At 63.7% G+C, this 16,793-nt stretch carries 16 protein-coding genes; 11 read left to right on the top strand and 5 right to left on the bottom strand.

What is annotated here, in order from left to right; all coding sequences use genetic code 11:
* The 4 genes from rsmD to APH33_RS12955 all read left to right on the top strand — a co-directional run.
* The coding region (rsmD, locus tag APH33_RS12970) for a 16S rRNA (guanine(966)-N(2))-methyltransferase RsmD (protein ID WP_054885530.1) at positions 1-587 on the top strand (587 nt) is incomplete at its 5' end.
* A gap of 84 nt (positions 588-671) precedes the next feature.
* Entirely contained in the window at positions 672-1,973 is a 1,302-nt protein-coding gene (locus APH33_RS12965) for a pitrilysin family protein (RefSeq protein ID WP_054885529.1), read from the top strand.
* On the top strand, positions 1,966-3,336 hold the full coding sequence (locus tag APH33_RS12960; protein ID WP_054885528.1) for a pitrilysin family protein: 1,371 nt from the start codon (positions 1,966-1,968) through the stop codon (positions 3,334-3,336). Before APH33_RS12965 ends, APH33_RS12960 begins: the two co-directional genes overlap by 8 nt.
* A 60-nt stretch (positions 3,337-3,396) precedes the next feature.
* Entirely contained in the window at positions 3,397-4,389 is a 993-nt protein-coding gene (locus APH33_RS12955) for a hydrolase (RefSeq protein WP_054885527.1), read from the top strand.
* Here APH33_RS12955 and APH33_RS12950 read toward each other — a convergent pair whose 3' ends face one another.
* Together APH33_RS12950 and APH33_RS12945 are read right to left on the bottom strand one after the other, a co-directional pair.
* Positions 4,390-5,244: a sulfurtransferase gene (locus tag APH33_RS12950; RefSeq protein ID WP_054885526.1), complete on the bottom strand. Its 855-nt coding sequence runs from the start codon at positions 5,242-5,244 to the stop codon at positions 4,390-4,392. It abuts the gene before it with no gap.
* A gap of 34 nt (positions 5,245-5,278) precedes the next feature.
* Positions 5,279-5,944: a TetR/AcrR family transcriptional regulator gene (locus APH33_RS12945; RefSeq protein WP_054885525.1), complete on the bottom strand. Its 666-nt coding sequence runs from the start codon at positions 5,942-5,944 to the stop codon at positions 5,279-5,281.
* Positions 5,945-6,093: 149 nt separating this feature from the next.
* Here APH33_RS12945 and APH33_RS12940 point away from each other — a divergent pair, with 149 nt between their 5' ends.
* From APH33_RS12940 to APH33_RS12920, 5 genes are all read left to right on the top strand, one after another.
* Entirely contained in the window at positions 6,094-7,524 is a 1,431-nt protein-coding gene (locus APH33_RS12940) for a coniferyl aldehyde dehydrogenase (protein WP_054885524.1), read from the top strand.
* Positions 7,524-8,009, top strand: a complete 486-nt coding sequence (locus tag APH33_RS12935; RefSeq protein WP_054885523.1) for a hypothetical protein — start codon at positions 7,524-7,526, stop codon at positions 8,007-8,009. The genes APH33_RS12940 and APH33_RS12935 overlap by 1 nt, the downstream gene beginning before the upstream one ends.
* 17 nt (positions 8,010-8,026) lie before the next feature.
* Positions 8,027-9,625: a GMC family oxidoreductase gene (locus tag APH33_RS12930; RefSeq protein WP_054885522.1), complete on the top strand. Its 1,599-nt coding sequence runs from the start codon at positions 8,027-8,029 to the stop codon at positions 9,623-9,625.
* A gap of 111 nt (positions 9,626-9,736) precedes the next feature.
* Positions 9,737-10,216, top strand: coding sequence for a pantetheine-phosphate adenylyltransferase (coaD, locus tag APH33_RS12925; RefSeq protein ID WP_014861498.1), 480 nt, complete (start codon positions 9,737-9,739; stop codon positions 10,214-10,216).
* 108 nt (positions 10,217-10,324) lie between these two features.
* Entirely contained in the window at positions 10,325-10,576 is a 252-nt protein-coding gene (locus APH33_RS12920) for a YfhL family 4Fe-4S dicluster ferredoxin (RefSeq protein ID WP_054885521.1), read from the top strand.
* 10 nt (positions 10,577-10,586) lie between these two features.
* Here APH33_RS12920 and mutM read toward each other — a convergent pair whose 3' ends face one another.
* The gene (mutM, locus tag APH33_RS12915) at positions 10,587-11,399 is read right to left on the bottom strand and encodes a bifunctional DNA-formamidopyrimidine glycosylase/DNA-(apurinic or apyrimidinic site) lyase (protein ID WP_054885520.1); all 813 of its coding nucleotides are present in this window, start codon (positions 11,397-11,399) and stop codon (positions 10,587-10,589) included.
* Positions 11,400-11,402: 3 nt separating this feature from the next.
* Complete coding sequence (locus APH33_RS12910; RefSeq protein ID WP_177332390.1) at positions 11,403-12,221, bottom strand: HDOD domain-containing protein; 819 nt, start codon at positions 12,219-12,221, stop codon at positions 11,403-11,405.
* Between the two features lie 299 nt (positions 12,222-12,520).
* Here APH33_RS12910 and APH33_RS12905 point away from each other — a divergent pair, with 299 nt between their 5' ends.
* Positions 12,521-13,717, top strand: coding sequence for a class I SAM-dependent rRNA methyltransferase (locus APH33_RS12905; protein ID WP_054885518.1), 1,197 nt, complete (start codon positions 12,521-12,523; stop codon positions 13,715-13,717).
* Between the two features lie 40 nt (positions 13,718-13,757).
* Here the strand turns inward: APH33_RS12905 and APH33_RS12900 are convergent, their stop codons facing one another.
* Positions 13,758-14,387 (bottom strand): magnesium transporter, encoded by a 630-nt coding sequence (locus APH33_RS12900; protein ID WP_256218650.1) that lies wholly within the window; start codon positions 14,385-14,387, stop codon positions 13,758-13,760.
* Between the two features lie 524 nt (positions 14,388-14,911).
* Here APH33_RS12900 and ilvD point away from each other — a divergent pair.
* Positions 14,912-16,753 carry a dihydroxy-acid dehydratase gene (gene ilvD, locus APH33_RS12895; RefSeq protein ID WP_054885517.1) on the top strand — a complete coding sequence of 614 codons (1,842 nt, stop codon included), beginning with the start codon at positions 14,912-14,914 and terminating at the stop codon, positions 16,751-16,753.
* Positions 16,754-16,793 lie beyond the last annotated feature (40 nt).

Raw genomic sequence — 16,793 nt, 5'->3', positions numbered from 1 at the left:
CACCCGCCCGCCCGCAGCAGGGCCAAAGCAAGGGCCAGGGTCACCTGCGCATCATCGCCGGGGAGTGGCGCAGCCGCCGCCTGGCGGTACCGGAAGGCGAAGGCCTGCGGCCCACACCCGACCGCGTGCGCGAAACCGTGTTCAACTGGCTGGCGCCCTACATCGAAGGCGCCCAGGTGCTGGATGCTTTCACCGGCAGCGGCGCCCTGGTGCTGGAGGCGCTGTCCCGAGGCGCTGCGAATGCCGTGGCGCTGGACAGCAACCCCGCAGCCATCAGCAACCTGAAGAACAACCTGGAAATCCTGCGCTGTCCACGCGGGCAGATCCTGCAGACCGATGCCCTGCGCTACCTGCAGAACCCGGCCAAGCAGCAGTTCGACGTGGTGTTCCTCGACCCGCCGTTCCACCAGGACTTGCTGGCCAATACCTGCAACCTGCTGGAGCAGAACCAGTGGCTGCGCGACCAGGCGTGGGTCTACACCGAGAGCGAGGCTGCACCGTCGACGCTGCCGATGCCCGGCAACTGGCGCCTGCACCGCGAGAAGAAAACCGGCCAGGTGCATTACGCGCTGTGGCAACGGGGCTGATCAGGTAAACCCTTAATAGTTACCACAAGCCCGCTGCCAGCATGATTGAAGCTGCTCCCTCGTTCTTGCAGGAGCACTTCAACCATGATCGAACACCGTTCTGCGCCCTCCCAGGGCAGCACCGTACAATCGTTCACCCTTGCCAATGGCCTGCGTACCTGCCTGCGCGAAGACCATCGCGCACCGTTGGTCAGTGCACAGCTGTGGTATCACGTTGGTTCGAGCTACGAGCCTGCAGGCCACACCGGTCTTTCCCATGCCTTGGAGCATCTACTGTTCGAAGGCAGCAGCAAACTGGCCAATGGCCAATATTCGGCAGTCATGACACGTCTTGGCGGCGATCCGAACGCATTCACTTCAACCGACGCCACGTACTTTCCGCTGACATTGCCGAGCAGCCGGCTTGAGGTCGCCCTGGAAGCCATGGCTGATGTCATGGCCAGCGCCACACTCAGCGATACCGCTTTCGCTCGCGAACTGAAAGTGGTCATGGCAGAGCGCCGGGAGCAAGTCGACAACAACCCCTTGGCACTGGCAATCGAACATCACCAGTCACTGGCTTACGGCACCGGTGGCTATGGCAACCCCGTGATTGGCCACAAAACAGATCTCGAGTACCTGACGCCTGCTGCAGCGCGAACCTGGTACCAGACCTGGTACCTGCCCAACAACGCCACACTGGCAGTATCAGGCGACATTACCCTGGCACAGCTGCACAACCTGGTAAGTCGGCACTTCGCAGCGATCCCAGCCAAGCGCCTGCCAGCGCGAGAAGCCCCCAGCGCGCCACCGTTGCAGGATCGACGCCACCAGACGCTACGACTACCGGGCCAGTACACAGGCACTATCCTCAGTTTCAACCTCCCCAGCCAATGTACTGCGCAGTCCGGCGAGCAGGCTTATGCCTTGCGGCTGCTGCCCGATCTGCTTGCCGACGGACACAGCAGCACCCTGCAGCAACGACTGGTTCTGGACGACCCGATACTGCAGGCCCTACGCCCCGAATACGAACCCTGGCAGCGCGGGGACAGCTTGCTCGCGCTCTACGCCTTCTGCAGTCCACAAATAACGCCGGAGACTGCAGCCGAGAGGCTGATGCTGGAAATCGAAGCCTTTCGCCAGTCGGCTCCTTCCAGGCAGGACCTGCAGCGCGCCAAGGCCCGCCTGCTGGCCAGGCAGTTGTTCGAGAGGGACGACATCGACAATCAGGCACAGGCCATCGGCAAACAGGCCGCCTGCGGCCTGGACCCGATTGCGCTGGAAAATGAGCGTCACGCCATCGAAGCCGTGACAGCCGAACAGGTAGGCCAGGCTGCCCTCGAGTTCCTGACTGAATCCCGTGCCGCCATCACTTTCATGCACCACAAGGAAAGCGCTCATGAATGACTCGACTGCGCCGCAGAAGCCTGCCGAAGCCCCCAGCCTTTACGGTGGGCTGATCTCTGCCCAAGGGCTTGACCTGGATCGGTTTGCGTCCATCCAGACGCAAGTACAAGCCTGGACGACAGAAACGGGCACAACCGTAAAATTCGTCGAAGCCCGCGGGTTGCCTATCGTCGACCTGATACTGAGGTTCCGGGCCGGCTCCGTACAGGACACTGCGCAACCCGGCCTGGCAGCCTTGACGTTGTACATGCTCGACGAAGGCAGCCATCAGTACACGGCCACTCAACAGGCCGAGCATATCGAGCGCCTGGGTGCGATCATCGCAAAGCAGATGCGTCTGGAGCATGCAACGCTGAGCCTGCGCAGCCTCACTACACCGGCCGTGCTAGAGCCCGCCTTGGCGCTTTTCACCGACCTCGTGGCTAATCCTGCGTTCACCTCCTCTGCTCTGGAGAAGATCAAAAAGCAGTTGCTGCATAGCAGCGCTGCACGCGAGCGACGCCCTGAATTGAGAGCGCGTAGCGAAGCCTTCCGCCACCTGTTCCGCGGCCATCCTTATGGCCGCCCTCTGGGCGTCACCGAAGAGGGTGTAGCGGCGGTTACCCCAGACGACCTGCGGGTGTTTCATCAACGCGCCTATTGCGCCAGCAACCTGGAGATGGTCGTGGTCGGCGACCTGTCCCTGGCAGAGGCTCAAGCTCTCTCGCGTCAGGTCAGTCAGGCTCTGCCACAAGGCTGGACGGCGATAGATTTGCCCGCTGTCCCAGCCGCCACTCCCGCGACCATCAGCATTGAACAGCCCGGCACGAGTAGCGCTGTCCTGCTGGCACTTCCCTTGAACCTGCCCGCCAACGATCCGCAGTTCCCGGCCCTGGTGCTGGCCAGCGATGTGCTGGGAGAAGGACTCGAATCGCGCTTGATGGTCGAACTGCGCGAACGCCGCGGCCTCACTTACGGCGTGTACAGCCATTTATCGCCATTACGGGCAGGCGGTTTGTTCACCGTTGAATGGGAGATCGCACCCGCCCATGTCGAAGGCACTGAGGAACTGGTAATGACCGTGCTGCGAGATTTCATCGAACAAGGGCCGACCGAAGCTGAATTGCAATTGGCACGCAAACAGCTGGAAGGGCAATTGCTGCGCGGTGTCGCTCAGAACAGGCGCCTGGCAGCACTGCTCGCGGAGCTGAGCCATCAACGTCAACCTGACAACCATCTCAACACCTACATCGAGCGCATCAACAGCTTGTCTCCGGCAGATGTGCGCGCCGCCATGCAACGGCATCTCGACCTAAGCTACAGGGTAAAGGTCAATGTCGGCCCAAGTGTCGAGCAGCAACCTCTGCCAGCCCCCGACCAATAGGGCAGGTACAGCGGCAAGGTTTCATGGCACTCTACGCAGGCACATCACGAGTCGCCCAGCATGCCCAGTCTCACCGCCACGTTCCGCCCGGCCATCGGCCTGTCCAACCCCCACCTGCAAACCCTGTGGGGGCCGCTGTGGCGCAAGCTGCCGGAGCTGGAGCGAAGCCGCGAACGCCTGTGGCTGGCCGATGGTGATTTTCTCGACCTCGACTGGCATGGCCCGCATAGCCCGGATGTGCCGCTGGTGCTGGTGTTGCATGGGCTGACTGGCTCCTCCCACTCACCGTATGTCAAAGGCTTGCAGCAGTCGCTGCAAGCCCGGGGCTGGGCCAGTGTGGCGGTGAACTGGCGCGGTTGTTCGGGCGAACCCAACCTGTTGCCGCGAAGCTACCACTCCGGGGCCAGCGAAGACCTCGCCGAGGTGATCGCGCACCTGCATGCCCAACGCCCTCTGGCGCCACTGTATGCGGTCGGTTACTCGCTGGGCGGCAATGTACTGCTCAAATACCTGGGGGAAAGCGGCGCTGCCAGCCAGTTGCAAGCGGCGGTGGCGGTTTCGGTGCCGTTTCGTCTGGACCAGTGCGCCGACCGTATCGCCCAGGGTTTTTCCAAGGTGTACCAAGCGCATTTCATGCGCGAGATGATGGCCTACCTGCAGGTAAAGCAACGGCACTTTCGTGATCGCGGCCATCACGAAGGCCTGGCCGCGCTCGACCGGCTGGGGCCGCTGGGCAGGCTGAAGACCTTCTGGGATTTCGATGGCAAGGTCACTGCGCCGCTCAATGGCTTCAGCGATGCCCACGATTACTATCGCCGTTCATCAAGCCGGTTTTATCTGGGGGAAAACCGCACACCAACGCTGATCATCCACGCCGCCGATGACCCGTTCGTGTTCGGCCACAGCCTGCCCACAGCCAGTGAACTGGCAGCACAGACTCAGTTCGAGCTGCATGAACGGGGTGGGCATGTCGGGTTTGTCGACGGCAGCCTGCGGAATCCAGGCTATTACCTCGAGCGGCGGATTCCGCAGTGGCTCATCGACGGTCAGTGATTATTCGCCAGTCGCCACGCCATGCTTGGGATCATTGATCCACTCACTCCACGAGCCAGCGTACAGCTTGCCCAAGGGATACCCCGCCAGGGCCATGGCAAACAGGTTATGGCAGGCCGTCACCCCTGATCCGCAATAGGCCACCAGTTGTTCAGGAGCACGCCCGGCCAGCTTCTCGGCAAAGCGCTGCTTGAGCTGTTGCGGCGCCAGGAAACGGCCATCGGCACCGAGGTTCTCGTTGAAGGCGGCGCACTGGGCGCCCGGAATATGCCCTGCTACGGGATCGATCGGCTCGACTTCGCCCCGGAAGCGCGGCAACGCACGGGCATCGATCAGGGTAAGGTCAGGGCTGCCCAGGCGCTTGGCCAGGTGCTCGGCGTCGATCAGCAGCTTCGCGTCCGCCTCGCCGCTGAACGTCCCCTCGCGCTTGGCCGGCGGATCCAGGCTCAGCGGCAGGTGCGCTGCATGCCAGGCCTTGAGGCCGCCATCGAGGATGGCCACGTCGCTGCGCTTGCCCAGCCAGACCAGCAACCACCAGGCCCGGGCAGCGAAGGCGCCCGGGCCATCGTCGTACAGCACCACGGCGCTGTCATCGTCCAGCCCCCACTCACGCAGGCGCTCGCCCAGCCGATGCGGGTCCGGCAGCGGGTGGCGGCCGGTGCGGCCCTTGATGACCGGCCCGCTCAAGTCACGCTCCAGATCAGCAAAATGTGCCCCGGCGATATGCCCCTCGGCATAGCTGCGTTGGCCGTAATCCACATCCTCCAAGGCAAAACGACAGTCGAGGATCACCAGCTTGGGCGAGTCCAGACGCTCTGCCAGCTGTTGCGGGGTGATCAATTGCGCAAGGGGCATGACAATCTCCTGATCGATGGCACGAGGGCCCTGGCTACTGTTCCAGGGCCTGGTTGAACGGAACGTGGAATTCCTGGCACAAGGCGTCCACCGCGCCGCGGGCATTGCTGGTGACAAAACCCAGCTCCAGCACCAGCACCTGATAGACGCCACGTTTGAAGGCTTCTTCACCCAGATGCGCCGAATGCTCGCGCGTGGTGCTGAGAAAACGTACCCATGAAGTCAGCACGATCCAGGCATTGATGGTCAGCGACTCGATCTGCGCAGGCTCCATGGCCAGGATCCCGGCATCGACGAAGCCACGGTAGATTGCCTGGCCCTGGCGCAGACAACGCTCGGAAAAGCGCCGGTAGCGGGCGGCCAGTTCAGGGTCGCTTTCCAGCAGGTGCTCCAGGTCACGGTGCAGGAAACGGTAGTTCCACATCGCCGCGAGCAAGGCCTTGAGGTAGAAGCGTTTGTCTTCGACCGTGGCTGCCCGCCCCTGCGGCGGGCGCAGGAAGCTGTCCACCAACTCTTCGTACTGACTGAACAGCAGGGCGATGATCGCCTGCTTGTTGGGGAAGTGGTAATACAGGTTGCCAGGCGAGATTTCCATATGCGCGGCAATGTGATTGGTACTGACGCTGCGTTCGCCCTGCTGGTTGAACAGCTCCAGGCTGTTCTGCACGATGCGCTCTCGGGTCTTCATGCGCGGGGCCATGCTCAGCTCCCAGTCTGCGGGCTTTCGAAAGGGCCATCTTACGGTGAATCACAGCGCTGGTGCACGGGTCTGGCCTGTGAAAAAAGTCGCACCATGGTACGAATTAGAGTATAGGCTCTAGGAACTCCAAGCCCTGACGGGAGACCACCGTGACCTCGCCCATCGCCTTGCCTCCTGTGCAATCCGACACCGACCTTGCAGCGACGTTCGCCACTCAGCGCCAGGCCTTTGCCGGTAACCCCATGCCCCCTGCGGCACAGCGACGGCAGTGGCTGAAGAGCCTGCGCGAGGCATTGCTGGCGGACCAGCAAGCGCTGATCGAAGCGATCGATGCCGACTTCACCGGCCGCAGTGCCGACGAAACGCTGTTGGCCGAGCTGCTCCCGTCGGTGCAAGGCATTCGCCATGCCGAGCGCCACCTGCAACGCTGGATGCGTCCGGCCCGCCGCGCGGTGGGCCTGGCTTTCCAGCCGGCCAGCGCACGGGTGCTGTACCAGCCATTGGGCGTGGTTGGCATCATCGTGCCGTGGAACTACCCGCTGTTCCTCGCCATCGGCCCGCTGACCTGCGCCCTGGCTGCCGGCAACAGGGTCATGCTCAAGCTGAGCGAAGCCACACCGGCAAGTGGCGCAGCACTCAAAGCACTCATTGCCAGGGTTTTTCCCGAAGACCTGGTCAGCGTGGTGCTCGGCGAAGTCGAGGTCGGCCAGGCATTCGCCCGCCTGCCGTTCGACCACCTGCTGTTTACCGGTGCCACCAGTATCGGCCGCCAGGTCATGCTGGCTGCCGCGCAAAACCTGACCCCGGTGACCCTGGAACTGGGCGGCAAGTCCCCGGCCATCGTGTCTGCCAGCGTGCCGCTGGACACCGCCGCCGAGCGCATCGCCTTCGGCAAGACCCTCAATGCTGGCCAGACCTGCGTCGCTCCCGACTATGTGCTGGTGCCCCGTGAGCGCCTGAACGACTTTGCCACGGCCTATCGCAACGCGGTGAAGCGCATGTACCCACACATCGCAGACAACTCCGACTACAGCGCCATCATCAACCCCCGCCAGTTGCAGCGCCTGCAGCACCTGCTGGATGACGCCCGCAGCAAGGGCGCCCAGGTGCTCGACCTGTACCCCGACGAGTCGCGCCAGGGCCGACGCCTGCCGCCACACCTGCTGACCCGGGTGAACGACAGCATGCAGGTGATGCAGGACGAGATCTTCGGCCCGCTGCTGCCGCTGGTGCCTTACGACCACCTCGACGAGGCCCTGGCCTATATCAATCAACGCCCGCGTCCCTTGGCGCTGTACTACTTCGGCTACGACCGCAGCGAACAGCAGCACGTGCTGCAGCACAGCCATTCCGGCGGCGTGTGCCTGAACGACACCCTGCTCCACGTGGCTCAGGACGACTTGCCGTTCGGTGGTATCGGCCCCTCCGGCATGGGCCACTACCATGGCCACGAAGGCTTCCTGACCTTCAGCAAGGCCAAGGCAGTGCTCGCCAAGCAGCGCTTGAATGTCGCGCGGCTGATCTACCCGCCCTATGGCAAGGCCTTGCAGCGCTTGGTCTACAAGCTGTTCATCCGCTGATGCAGCGCCGTGACCTGCTGCGTTTCAGCTTGGGCGCCAGCCTGTTCCTGAGCACCGCCAGCCTGGTCGGCTGCAGCGCGCAAACGCCCGCAGCCGGCTATCAGGTGCTGCGCGACGATGACTTGCCAGCGCTGCTTGCGCTGATTCCGGTGGTGCTCGCCGGCACCTCGGCGGACGACGAACTGGTGCTGCACAGCCTCGACCACAAGTTGGCTGCGCTGTCGCCGGAGATGCTCAAACTCACCCGGCAATTGTTCGACGTACTCAACCTGCCGCTGACCCGCGGCCCTTTGACCGGCGTCTGGGGGGCCTGGGAGCAGGCCAGCGGCACGCAGGTAACCGCCTTCCTGCAGCGCTGGCAGGACAGCTCGCTGAACCTGCTGCGCATGGGCCATGCCTCACTGCTGCAACTGCTGCAAATGGCCTGGTACGAGCGCCCGGAAGCCTGGGCCGCGTGCGGCTACCCCGGCCCCCCGAAGATCTGACAATAAGAGCATCCTCAATGCCAGTAACCGACCCGTTTCGCCAAGGCCTCGAACGCGGCTGGATCACCCATGACGGCTCACGCCTGGAACACGACCTGACACTGGAGGCCGATATCGCCGTGATTGGCAGTGGTGCCGGCGGCGCTACCAGTGCGCAGATGCTCAGCGCCGCTGGCTACAAGGTCCTGCTGATCGAGGAAGGCCCGCTGAGGACCAGTTCTGACTTCCATCTATTGGAAGACGAGGCCTACGCCAGCCTCTATCAAGAAGGCCTGGGGCGAATGAGCAAGGATGGCGCCATCACCATCCTGCAAGGCCGCGCGGTGGGCGGGACCACGCTGATAAACTGGACGTCGAGCTTTCGCACGCCACCGCAGACGCTGATGCACTGGGCTGCAGCGCATGGCGTCACGGGCTTGGGCGAACAGGAGATGCGGCCTTGGTTCGAGCGTATCGAGCGCGACCTGGGTATCACGCCCTGGGCAATGCCGGCCAATGCCAACAACGACGTACTGCGGCGCGGCTGTGAACGACTCGGCTACCGGTGGGCAGTGATCCCGCGCAATGTGCGTGGCTGCTGGAATCTTGGCTACTGCGGCATGGGCTGCCCGGTTAATGCCAAGCAGTCGATGCTGGTCACGCGCATCCCGGCAACCCTCGACAAGGGCGGTGAACTGCTCTACCTGGCCCGGGCCGATCGCTTCGAACACAATGGCGGGCGTATCGCCGGGCTGCAGTGCCAGGCGCTGGATGCTCACGGCGTGCACCCTACCGGCCGGCAGGTCAGCGTGCGCGCCCGTCATTACATCGTCGCCGGTGGCGGCATCAACAGCCCGGCCCTGCTGCTGCGTTCCAAGGCCCCCGACCCGCATGGCCGCCTGGGCAAACGGACTTTCCTGCACCTGGTCAACTTCAGCGCTGCACGTTTCGACGCGCGTATCGACCCTTACTACGGCGCTCCGCAATCGATCTACAGCGACCACTTCCAGTGGCAGGGCGGCGTCGACGGGCCGGTGGGCTACAAGCTTGAAGTGCCGCCCCTGCACCCGGCCCTGGCCAGCACCCTGCTCGGCGGATACGGCATCGACAATGCCCGGCGCATGGCCGAGCTGCCGCACACTCACGTCATGCTGGCCTTGCTGCGCGACGGCTTTCACCCCGACAGCACGGGCGGGGCGGTGGAGCTGCGCGGTGACGGCTCACCCGTGCTGGATTACCCGCTCAGCGATTATCTGCGAGACGGCCTGCGCCGCGCCTATCACAGCATGGCGCAAATCCAGTTCGCTGCAGGCGCCACGCAGGTCACGCCGGTGCACAGCGACGCACGCGCCAGTGCCAGCCTGGTCGAGGCCCAGCGTGTGATCGACGCCTTGCGCCTGGAACCGTTCCGCACCCGGCTTGGCAGTGCCCATGTCATGGGCGGCTGTGCAATGGGCGACGATCCGCGCCAGGCGGTCTGCGACAGCCTGGGCCGCCATCATCAGCTGGAAAACCTCTCTGTCCACGATGGTTCGCTGTTCCCGACCAGCATCGGCGCCAACCCGCAGTTGTCGGTGTACGCCATCAGCGCCCGGCTGACCGAGGCCTTGGCTGCCCGCCTGGCACAGAGTGCATGACAACAAATGCACGCCCTGTCTATAGTGCCATCAGCCGGCCGCATGACTTGGCCGGGCGCAAGCGCTGCGCTACCATCCGACTCCCCAACGCACTCCAGCCAGGATGACGCGATGAACCGAGTGTTGTACCCGGGTACTTTCGACCCCATTACCAAAGGCCATGGCGACCTGGTCGAGCGCGCTTCGCGCCTGTTCGACCACGTGATCATCGCAGTGGCGGCCAGCCCGAAGAAAAACCCCCTGTTCCCGCTGGAGCAACGGGTCGAGCTTGCCCGTGAGGTCACCAAGCACCTGCCCAATGTCGAAGTCATCGGCTTCTCGTCGCTGTTGGCGCACTTCGCCAAGGAACAAGGCGCGAACGTGTTCCTGCGCGGCCTGCGCGCAGTATCGGACTTCGAGTACGAGTTCCAGCTGGCGAACATGAACCGGCAATTGGCGCCCGACGTCGAAAGCCTGTTCCTCACGCCTTCGGAGCGCTATTCGTTCATTTCCTCGACGCTGGTGCGGGAAATAGCTGCGCTGGGCGGCGATATCAGCAAATTCGTCCACCCTGTGGTGGCCGAGGCGCTGACCGAACGCTTCAAGAAGTAACCTCGAACGCCTGATCATCGCGCCCGCGTGCACTGCGGGCGCGAATGCGGCACAATTGTGCCCAAAGCGTTGAACATGCCCGGGCGATGCGCCCCGGCCGGAGTCCCCATGTCCCTGATCATCACCGACGATTGCATCAACTGCGACGTCTGCGAACCCGAGTGCCCGAACGAGGCCATCTCCCAAGGCGAAGAGATCTACGTGATCGACCCGAACCTGTGCACCCAGTGCGTGGGTCACTATGACGAGCCGCAGTGCCAGCAGGTCTGCCCGGTCGATTGCATCCCGCTGGATGAAGCGCACCCGGAAACCCAGGAAGAGCTGATGGCCAAGTACCGCCGCATCACCGGCAAGGCCTGATCACAGGCGGCTAGCGCTGGCAGCGCGGGCAGAACACGCTCGCCCGCTGCCCCAGCTTTACCTCGCGCAAGGTCGTGCCGCACAGCTTGCATGGCATTGCGCCCCGCCCGTAGACGAACAATTCCTGCTGGAAGTAGCCCGGCTGCCCGTCGCCACCGATAAAATCGCGCAAAGTCGTACCGCCTTGCTCGATGGCCGCGGCCAACACCCGTTTGATCTCGATCGCCAGCTTCAGGTACCGCGCGCGGGAAATCGCGCCCGCCTCGCGGCGCGGGTCGATTCCCGCCGCAAACAGCGCCTCGGTCGCGTAGATGTTGCCCACCCCGACCACCACCGCGTTATCCATGATGAACGGCTTCACCGCCATCGAACGCCCGCGTGACAGCTGGAACAGCCGCTCGCCGTCAAACAGCTCGGTCAACGGCTCTGGCCCCAGCCGCAGCAAAAGCTCATGCTTGAGCGGGTCGAGGCTCCAGAGCATGGCACCGAACCGGCGTGGGTCGGTGTAGCGCAGCATCATCCCCGATTCCAGTTCGATATCGACATGTTCGTGCTTGGCCGCTGGCAAGCCCAGCTCCACCAGGCGCAGGTTGCCCGACATGCCCAGGTGGCTGATCAAGGTGCCGACCTCGGCGTTGATCAACAGGTACTTGGCCCGCCGCTCGACGCTGACGATGCGCTGCCCGGACAGGCGTACGTCGAGGTCCTCGGGTATCGGCCAGCGCAGGCGAGGGTCTCGCACCACCACGCGGCTGACACGCTGGCCTATCAGATGGGGCGCAATCCCGCGCCGGGTAGTTTCGACTTCTGGTAATTCCGGCATGGATCAGTGCCCGCCCAGCTCACGAATATTCTGTTTCAGGGTCTCGAAGTCGTACTCCGACAAACCGATATAGTCCAGCACCAGCGGGCCGACCACGTTCCACTCATGATCGACGCTCTGATTGCCCAGCACACGGTACGAAGCGCAGATGTTCTCGGCCATCTTCAGCACGGCCAGCAGGTTCTTCAACTGGCTCTGGGTATTGCGCGACGAGTCTTCGCGGAAGACCGCCAGGGCGTTGTGGTGGTTGGCGATGGCCCCGCTGATGTGCTCCGGCAGGCGCCAGGACTTGGCCGTGAAATAGCCGACCACGGCATGGTTGGTGTTGAAGGCGCGGTTCTCGGTGTCGACCACGCGAGTTTCCTCTCCAGCCTTGGCGTAGGCTTCTTCCAGCACTCGCATGTACTCGGGGAAGCGCTTGAGCATCAGCGGTACGCCGCAGTCATGGAACAGCCCGAGGGTATAGGCCTCGTCGGCGGCCTGGATGCCGGTGCGCTTGGCCAGCGTCAGGCAGGTCATGGCCACATCCTGGGCGGTGTCCCAGAAGCGGTTGAGGGTGACGATGGTCTCGTCGCTCATCTCGCCCTTGATCGACTGTGCATTGATCAGGTTGATGATCGAACGGCTGCCCAGCAGATTCACCGCTCGCTGGATCGAACCGATCTTGTTCGACAGGCCGAAGTGCGGCGAGTTGACCAGCTTGAGCAAGGCACCGGCGAGGCCTGGGTCCTGGGAAATCAGCTTGGCGATGGTTTCCAGGTCCGGGTCAGGCATGTACTGCTCGAACTGCAGGTCTACCAGGATCTGCGGTTGCGGCGGAATGGTGATGCCTTGCAAGGCTTGCTGGATCTGTTCGGCGCTGAGTTCTTGGGACATACGTGCATACTCGTGAAGGACGACGGGATTCTACCCCCCTAGCGCGCATCGAGACCAATCCGTAAATCCCTGTAGGAGCGGCCTTGTGTCGCGAAAGGGGTGCGAAGCGCCCCCAGGTTTTCAGCTGCGCAGCGGAAATTGCCGGGGCCGCTGCGCGGCCCTTTCGCGACACAAGGCCGCTCCTACAAAGGACGCGCAAGCAGCCAACAGGCTATAATCCCGCTCTTTTTTCCCGGAGCGACGTCATGTCCCTGCCCAGCCTTCGCCTCAAAGCCAATGCCGACCGCCGCCTGCGCGCCGGCCACCTGTGGGTCTACAGCAACGAAGTCGACGTCTCCGCGACCCCGCTGCAAGGCTTCCAGGCCGGCCAGCAGGCGGTGCTCGAAGCTGCCAACGGCAAGCCGCTGGGCATTGTCGCGCTGAGCCCGAACAACCTGATCTGCGCTCGCCTGCTATCGCGTGATATCAAGCTGCCACTGGACAAGTCGCTGCTGGTGCATCGCCTGAACGTCGCCCTGTCCCTGCGCGAGCGCCTTTTCGACCAGCCGTGCTACCGCCTGGTGTACGGCGATTCCGACCTGCTGCCGGGCCTGGTGGTTGATCGCTTCTACGACATCCTCGTGGTGCAGTTGGCCTCGGCCACCATGGAAACGCACAAGGACGACGTGATCGCGGCCTTGATCCAGGTGCTCAAGCCTAGCGGCATCCTGTTCAAGAACGACTCCGCCGCCCGCGACGCCGAAGGCCTGCAGCGCTATGTCGAAACCGTCTACGGCGAAGTGCCGGACTGGGTCCCGCTGGAAGAGAACGGCGTCAAGTTCGAAGCTCCGGTACGTGAAGGCCAGAAGACCGGCTGGTTCTACGACCACCGCATGAACCGCGCGCGCCTGGCACCGTATGTCAAAGGCAAGCGGGTGCTCGACCTGTTCAGCTACATCGGTGGCTGGGGCGTGCAGGCTGGCGCGTTCGGCGCCAGCGAAGTGTTCTGCGTCGATGCCTCGGGCTTCGCCCTGGACGGTGTCGAACGCAACGCCGCGCTGAACGGCATCAGCGAGAAACTGACCTGCATCGAAGGCGATGTGTTCGAGGCGCTGCGCGAGCTGAAGGCCGCCGAAGAACGCTTCGACGTGATCATTGCCGACCCACCCGCCTTCATCAAGCGCAAGAAGGACCTGAAAAACGGCGAAGCGGCCTACCGCCGCCTCAACGAACAGGCCATGCGCATGCTGAGCAAGGACGGCATCCTGGTCAGCGCCTCGTGCTCGATGCACCTGCCCGAGGACGACCTGCACAACATCCTGCTGACCAGCGCTCGCCACCTGGACCGCAACCTGCAGCTGCTCGAGCGCGGCGGCCAGGGCCCAGACCACCCGGTACACCCGGCCATCGCCGAAACCCGCTATATCAAGAGCATCACCTGCCGATTGCTGCCCAACAGCTGATCCGCACGGCCCGGGGGCGCGATGCGCCCCCGGGCCGGTTTTAGAATTCCAGCACCTGCGACGCGATCCCGAAGTACACCAGCACCCCCGCCGCATCGGCGATCGAGGTCACCAGCGGACCACTGGCGGTAGCCGGGTCGAGCTTCAGGCGAGTGAACAGAAACGGCAAGCTCATGCCGATCAGGCTGCCGACCAACACGATCACCAGCATGCTGCTCGCCACGATCAACGCGATGTCAGCGCCACCTCGCAGTGCCCCCAGCGATGCCACCGCCAAGGCCATGGTGCAGCCGAGCGCCAACGCCACGCCACATTCGCGGCCCAGCATGCGCATCCAGTCGCGCATGACCACCTCCCCCGTCGCCAGCGCCCGTACCATCAAGGTGGCCGACTGCGCCCCGGCGTTCCCCCCGCTGTCCACCAACAGAGGCAGGAAGAACACCAGCACGATATGCGCGGCAATGGTTTCTTCAAAAGCGGCGATACCGGCGCCGGAAAACAGGTTGCCGAACACCAGCAATACCAGCCACAACACTCGCTTGCGGTACAGCAGGCCGACGGTGGCATCGCGCAGGTTACCGACGTGATGGGTGATCGATGCACCTTTGTGGAAGTCTTCGGTTGCCTCCTGGCGAAGCTTTTCCAGCGCTTCGCTGGTCTGGCGATGCAAGAGTGGTTCTTTGCAGCGGATGCAGTTACTGCAGACAGAGTACATGCGAGTCTCCAGGCGCCGACGCAGGCACCCGCGAGCCTCGAACGCAGGGGTTCAAGCCTTCGCAAGCCCTGGCGACAGCGCGCTCAGTGCCAATTTGCAAGTTCGCGGAGAACTGAAACTGGGAAGGTCCATTGAGGTGATTTCTCGTGAAGCCGCACATGCGGCGCGGCGGATGATAGCCAGCCCAGCTGGCGAGGTCTGCCCCGCAGGTGGCATCTCAGAAGCGTCCTACAAGAAGCCGGGAATCCCTCCCAAACCACCGTCCAGACACATCTTCATTCCCTCGCCGCGCCAGCGGTGTAGAATCGGCCTATTCATCGCCAGTCATCCCCGGCGGGTTTATGAGCTCTGGCCAAGCACGCGGCGATCCCGCGCGGTCTTGGGCCCCATCCGTGCCAGTGGCAACCGGCCTGCGGTACAAAGGACAAGAGAAGCTCACTCCCCTTTTTGTGACCTGATTAAGCCGCCAGGAGTGTTTCATGCCTGATTATCGTTCCAAGACTTCCACCCAAGGCCGCAACATGGCCGGCGCCCGCGCCCTGTGGCGCGCCACCGGGATGAAGGACGAAGACTTCAAGAAACCGATCATCGCCATCGCCAACTCGTTCACCCAGTTCGTCCCGGGCCACGTGCACCTGAAGGACCTGGGCCAGCTGGTCGCCCGCGAGATCGAACGCGCCGGTGGCGTGGCCAAGGAATTCAACACCATCGCCGTCGATGACGGCATCGCCATGGGCCACGATGGCATGCTCTACTCGCTGCCGAGCCGCGAGATCATCGCCGACGCCGTCGAGTACATGGTCAACGCCCACTGCGCCGACGCCATCGTCTGCATCTCCAACTGCGACAAGATTACCCCCGGCATGCTGATGGCCGCCCTGCGCCTGAACATCCCGGTGATCTTCGTCTCCGGCGGCCCGATGGAAGCCGGCAAGACCAAGCTGGCCAGCCACGGCCTGGACCTGGTCGATGCCATGGTCATCGCCGCCGACTCCACTGCCAGTGACGAGAAAGTCGCCGAGTACGAGCGCAGCGCCTGCCCGACCTGCGGTTCGTGCTCCGGCATGTTCACCGCCAACTCGATGAACTGCCTGACCGAAGCCCTGGGCCTGGCCCTGCCGGGCAACGGTTCGACCCTGGCCACTCACGCCGACCGCGAGCAGCTGTTCCTTACTGCAGGCCGCACCATCGTCGAGTTGTGCAAGCGCTACTACCAGGAAAACGACGAGTCGGTGCTGCCGCGCAGCATCGCCAACTTCAAGGCGTTCGAGAACGCGATGATGCTGGACATCGCCATGGGCGGTTCGACCAACACCATCCTGCACCTGCTGGCCGCAGCCCAGGAAGGTGAAGTCGAGTTCGACCTGCGCGACATCGATCGCCTGTCGCGCAAGGTACCGCAGCTGTGCAAGGTGGCGCCGAACATCCAGAAGTACCACATGGAAGACGTGCACCGCGCTGGCGGCATCTTCAGCATCCTCGGTTCGCTGGCCCGTGGCGGCCTGCTGCACACCGACCTGCCGACCGTGCACAGCCGCAGCATGGAAGAAGCCATCGCCAAGTGGGACATCACCCAGACCGATGACGAAGCCGTGCACACCTTCTTCAAGGCAGGCCCGGCCGGCATCCCGACCCAGACCGCGTTCAGCCAGTCGACCCGTTGGGAAACCCTCGACGACGACCGTGAAAACGGCTGTATCCGCAGCTTCGAGCACGCCTACTCGCAAGAAGGCGGCCTGGCCGTGCTGTACGGCAATATCGCCCTGGATGGCTGCGTGGTGAAAACCGCCGGCGTCGACGAGTCGATCCACGTCTTCGAAGGCACCGCGAAGATCTTCGAAAGCCAGGACAGCGCCGTGCGTGGCATCCTCGCCGACGAAGTGAAGGCCGGCGACATCGTGATCATCCGTTACGAAGGCCCGAAAGGCGGCCCGGGCATGCAAGAGATGCTCTACCCGACCTCGTACCTGAAGTCCAAGGGACTGGGCAAGGCCTGCGCCCTGCTCACCGACGGCCGCTTCTCCGGCGGCACCTCGGGGCTGTCGATCGGCCACGCCTCGCCGGAAGCCGCTGCTGGCGGCGCCATCGGCCTGGTGCGCGACGGCGACAAGGTGCTGATCGACATCCCCAACCGTTCGATCAACCTGCTGGTCAGCGACGAAGAACTGGCCCACCGGCGCATCGAGCAGGACAAGAAGGGCTGGAAACCGGCTGAAGTGCGCCCACGCAAGGTGACCACCGCGCTGAAGGCCTACGCCCTGCTGGCAACCAGTGCCGACAAGGGTGCTGTACGTAACAAGGCGATGCTCGAAGGGCTGTGAGGCTCTGACAGTGTGAAACAAGAACCGGCGCCTTGAGCGC

The sequence above is a fragment of the Pseudomonas sp. NBRC 111130 genome, assembly GCF_001320485.1.
GTDB classification, from domain to species: domain Bacteria; phylum Pseudomonadota; class Gammaproteobacteria; order Pseudomonadales; family Pseudomonadaceae; genus Aquipseudomonas; species Aquipseudomonas vlassakiae.
This window is presented reverse-complemented; position numbering and strand designations above follow the sequence as displayed.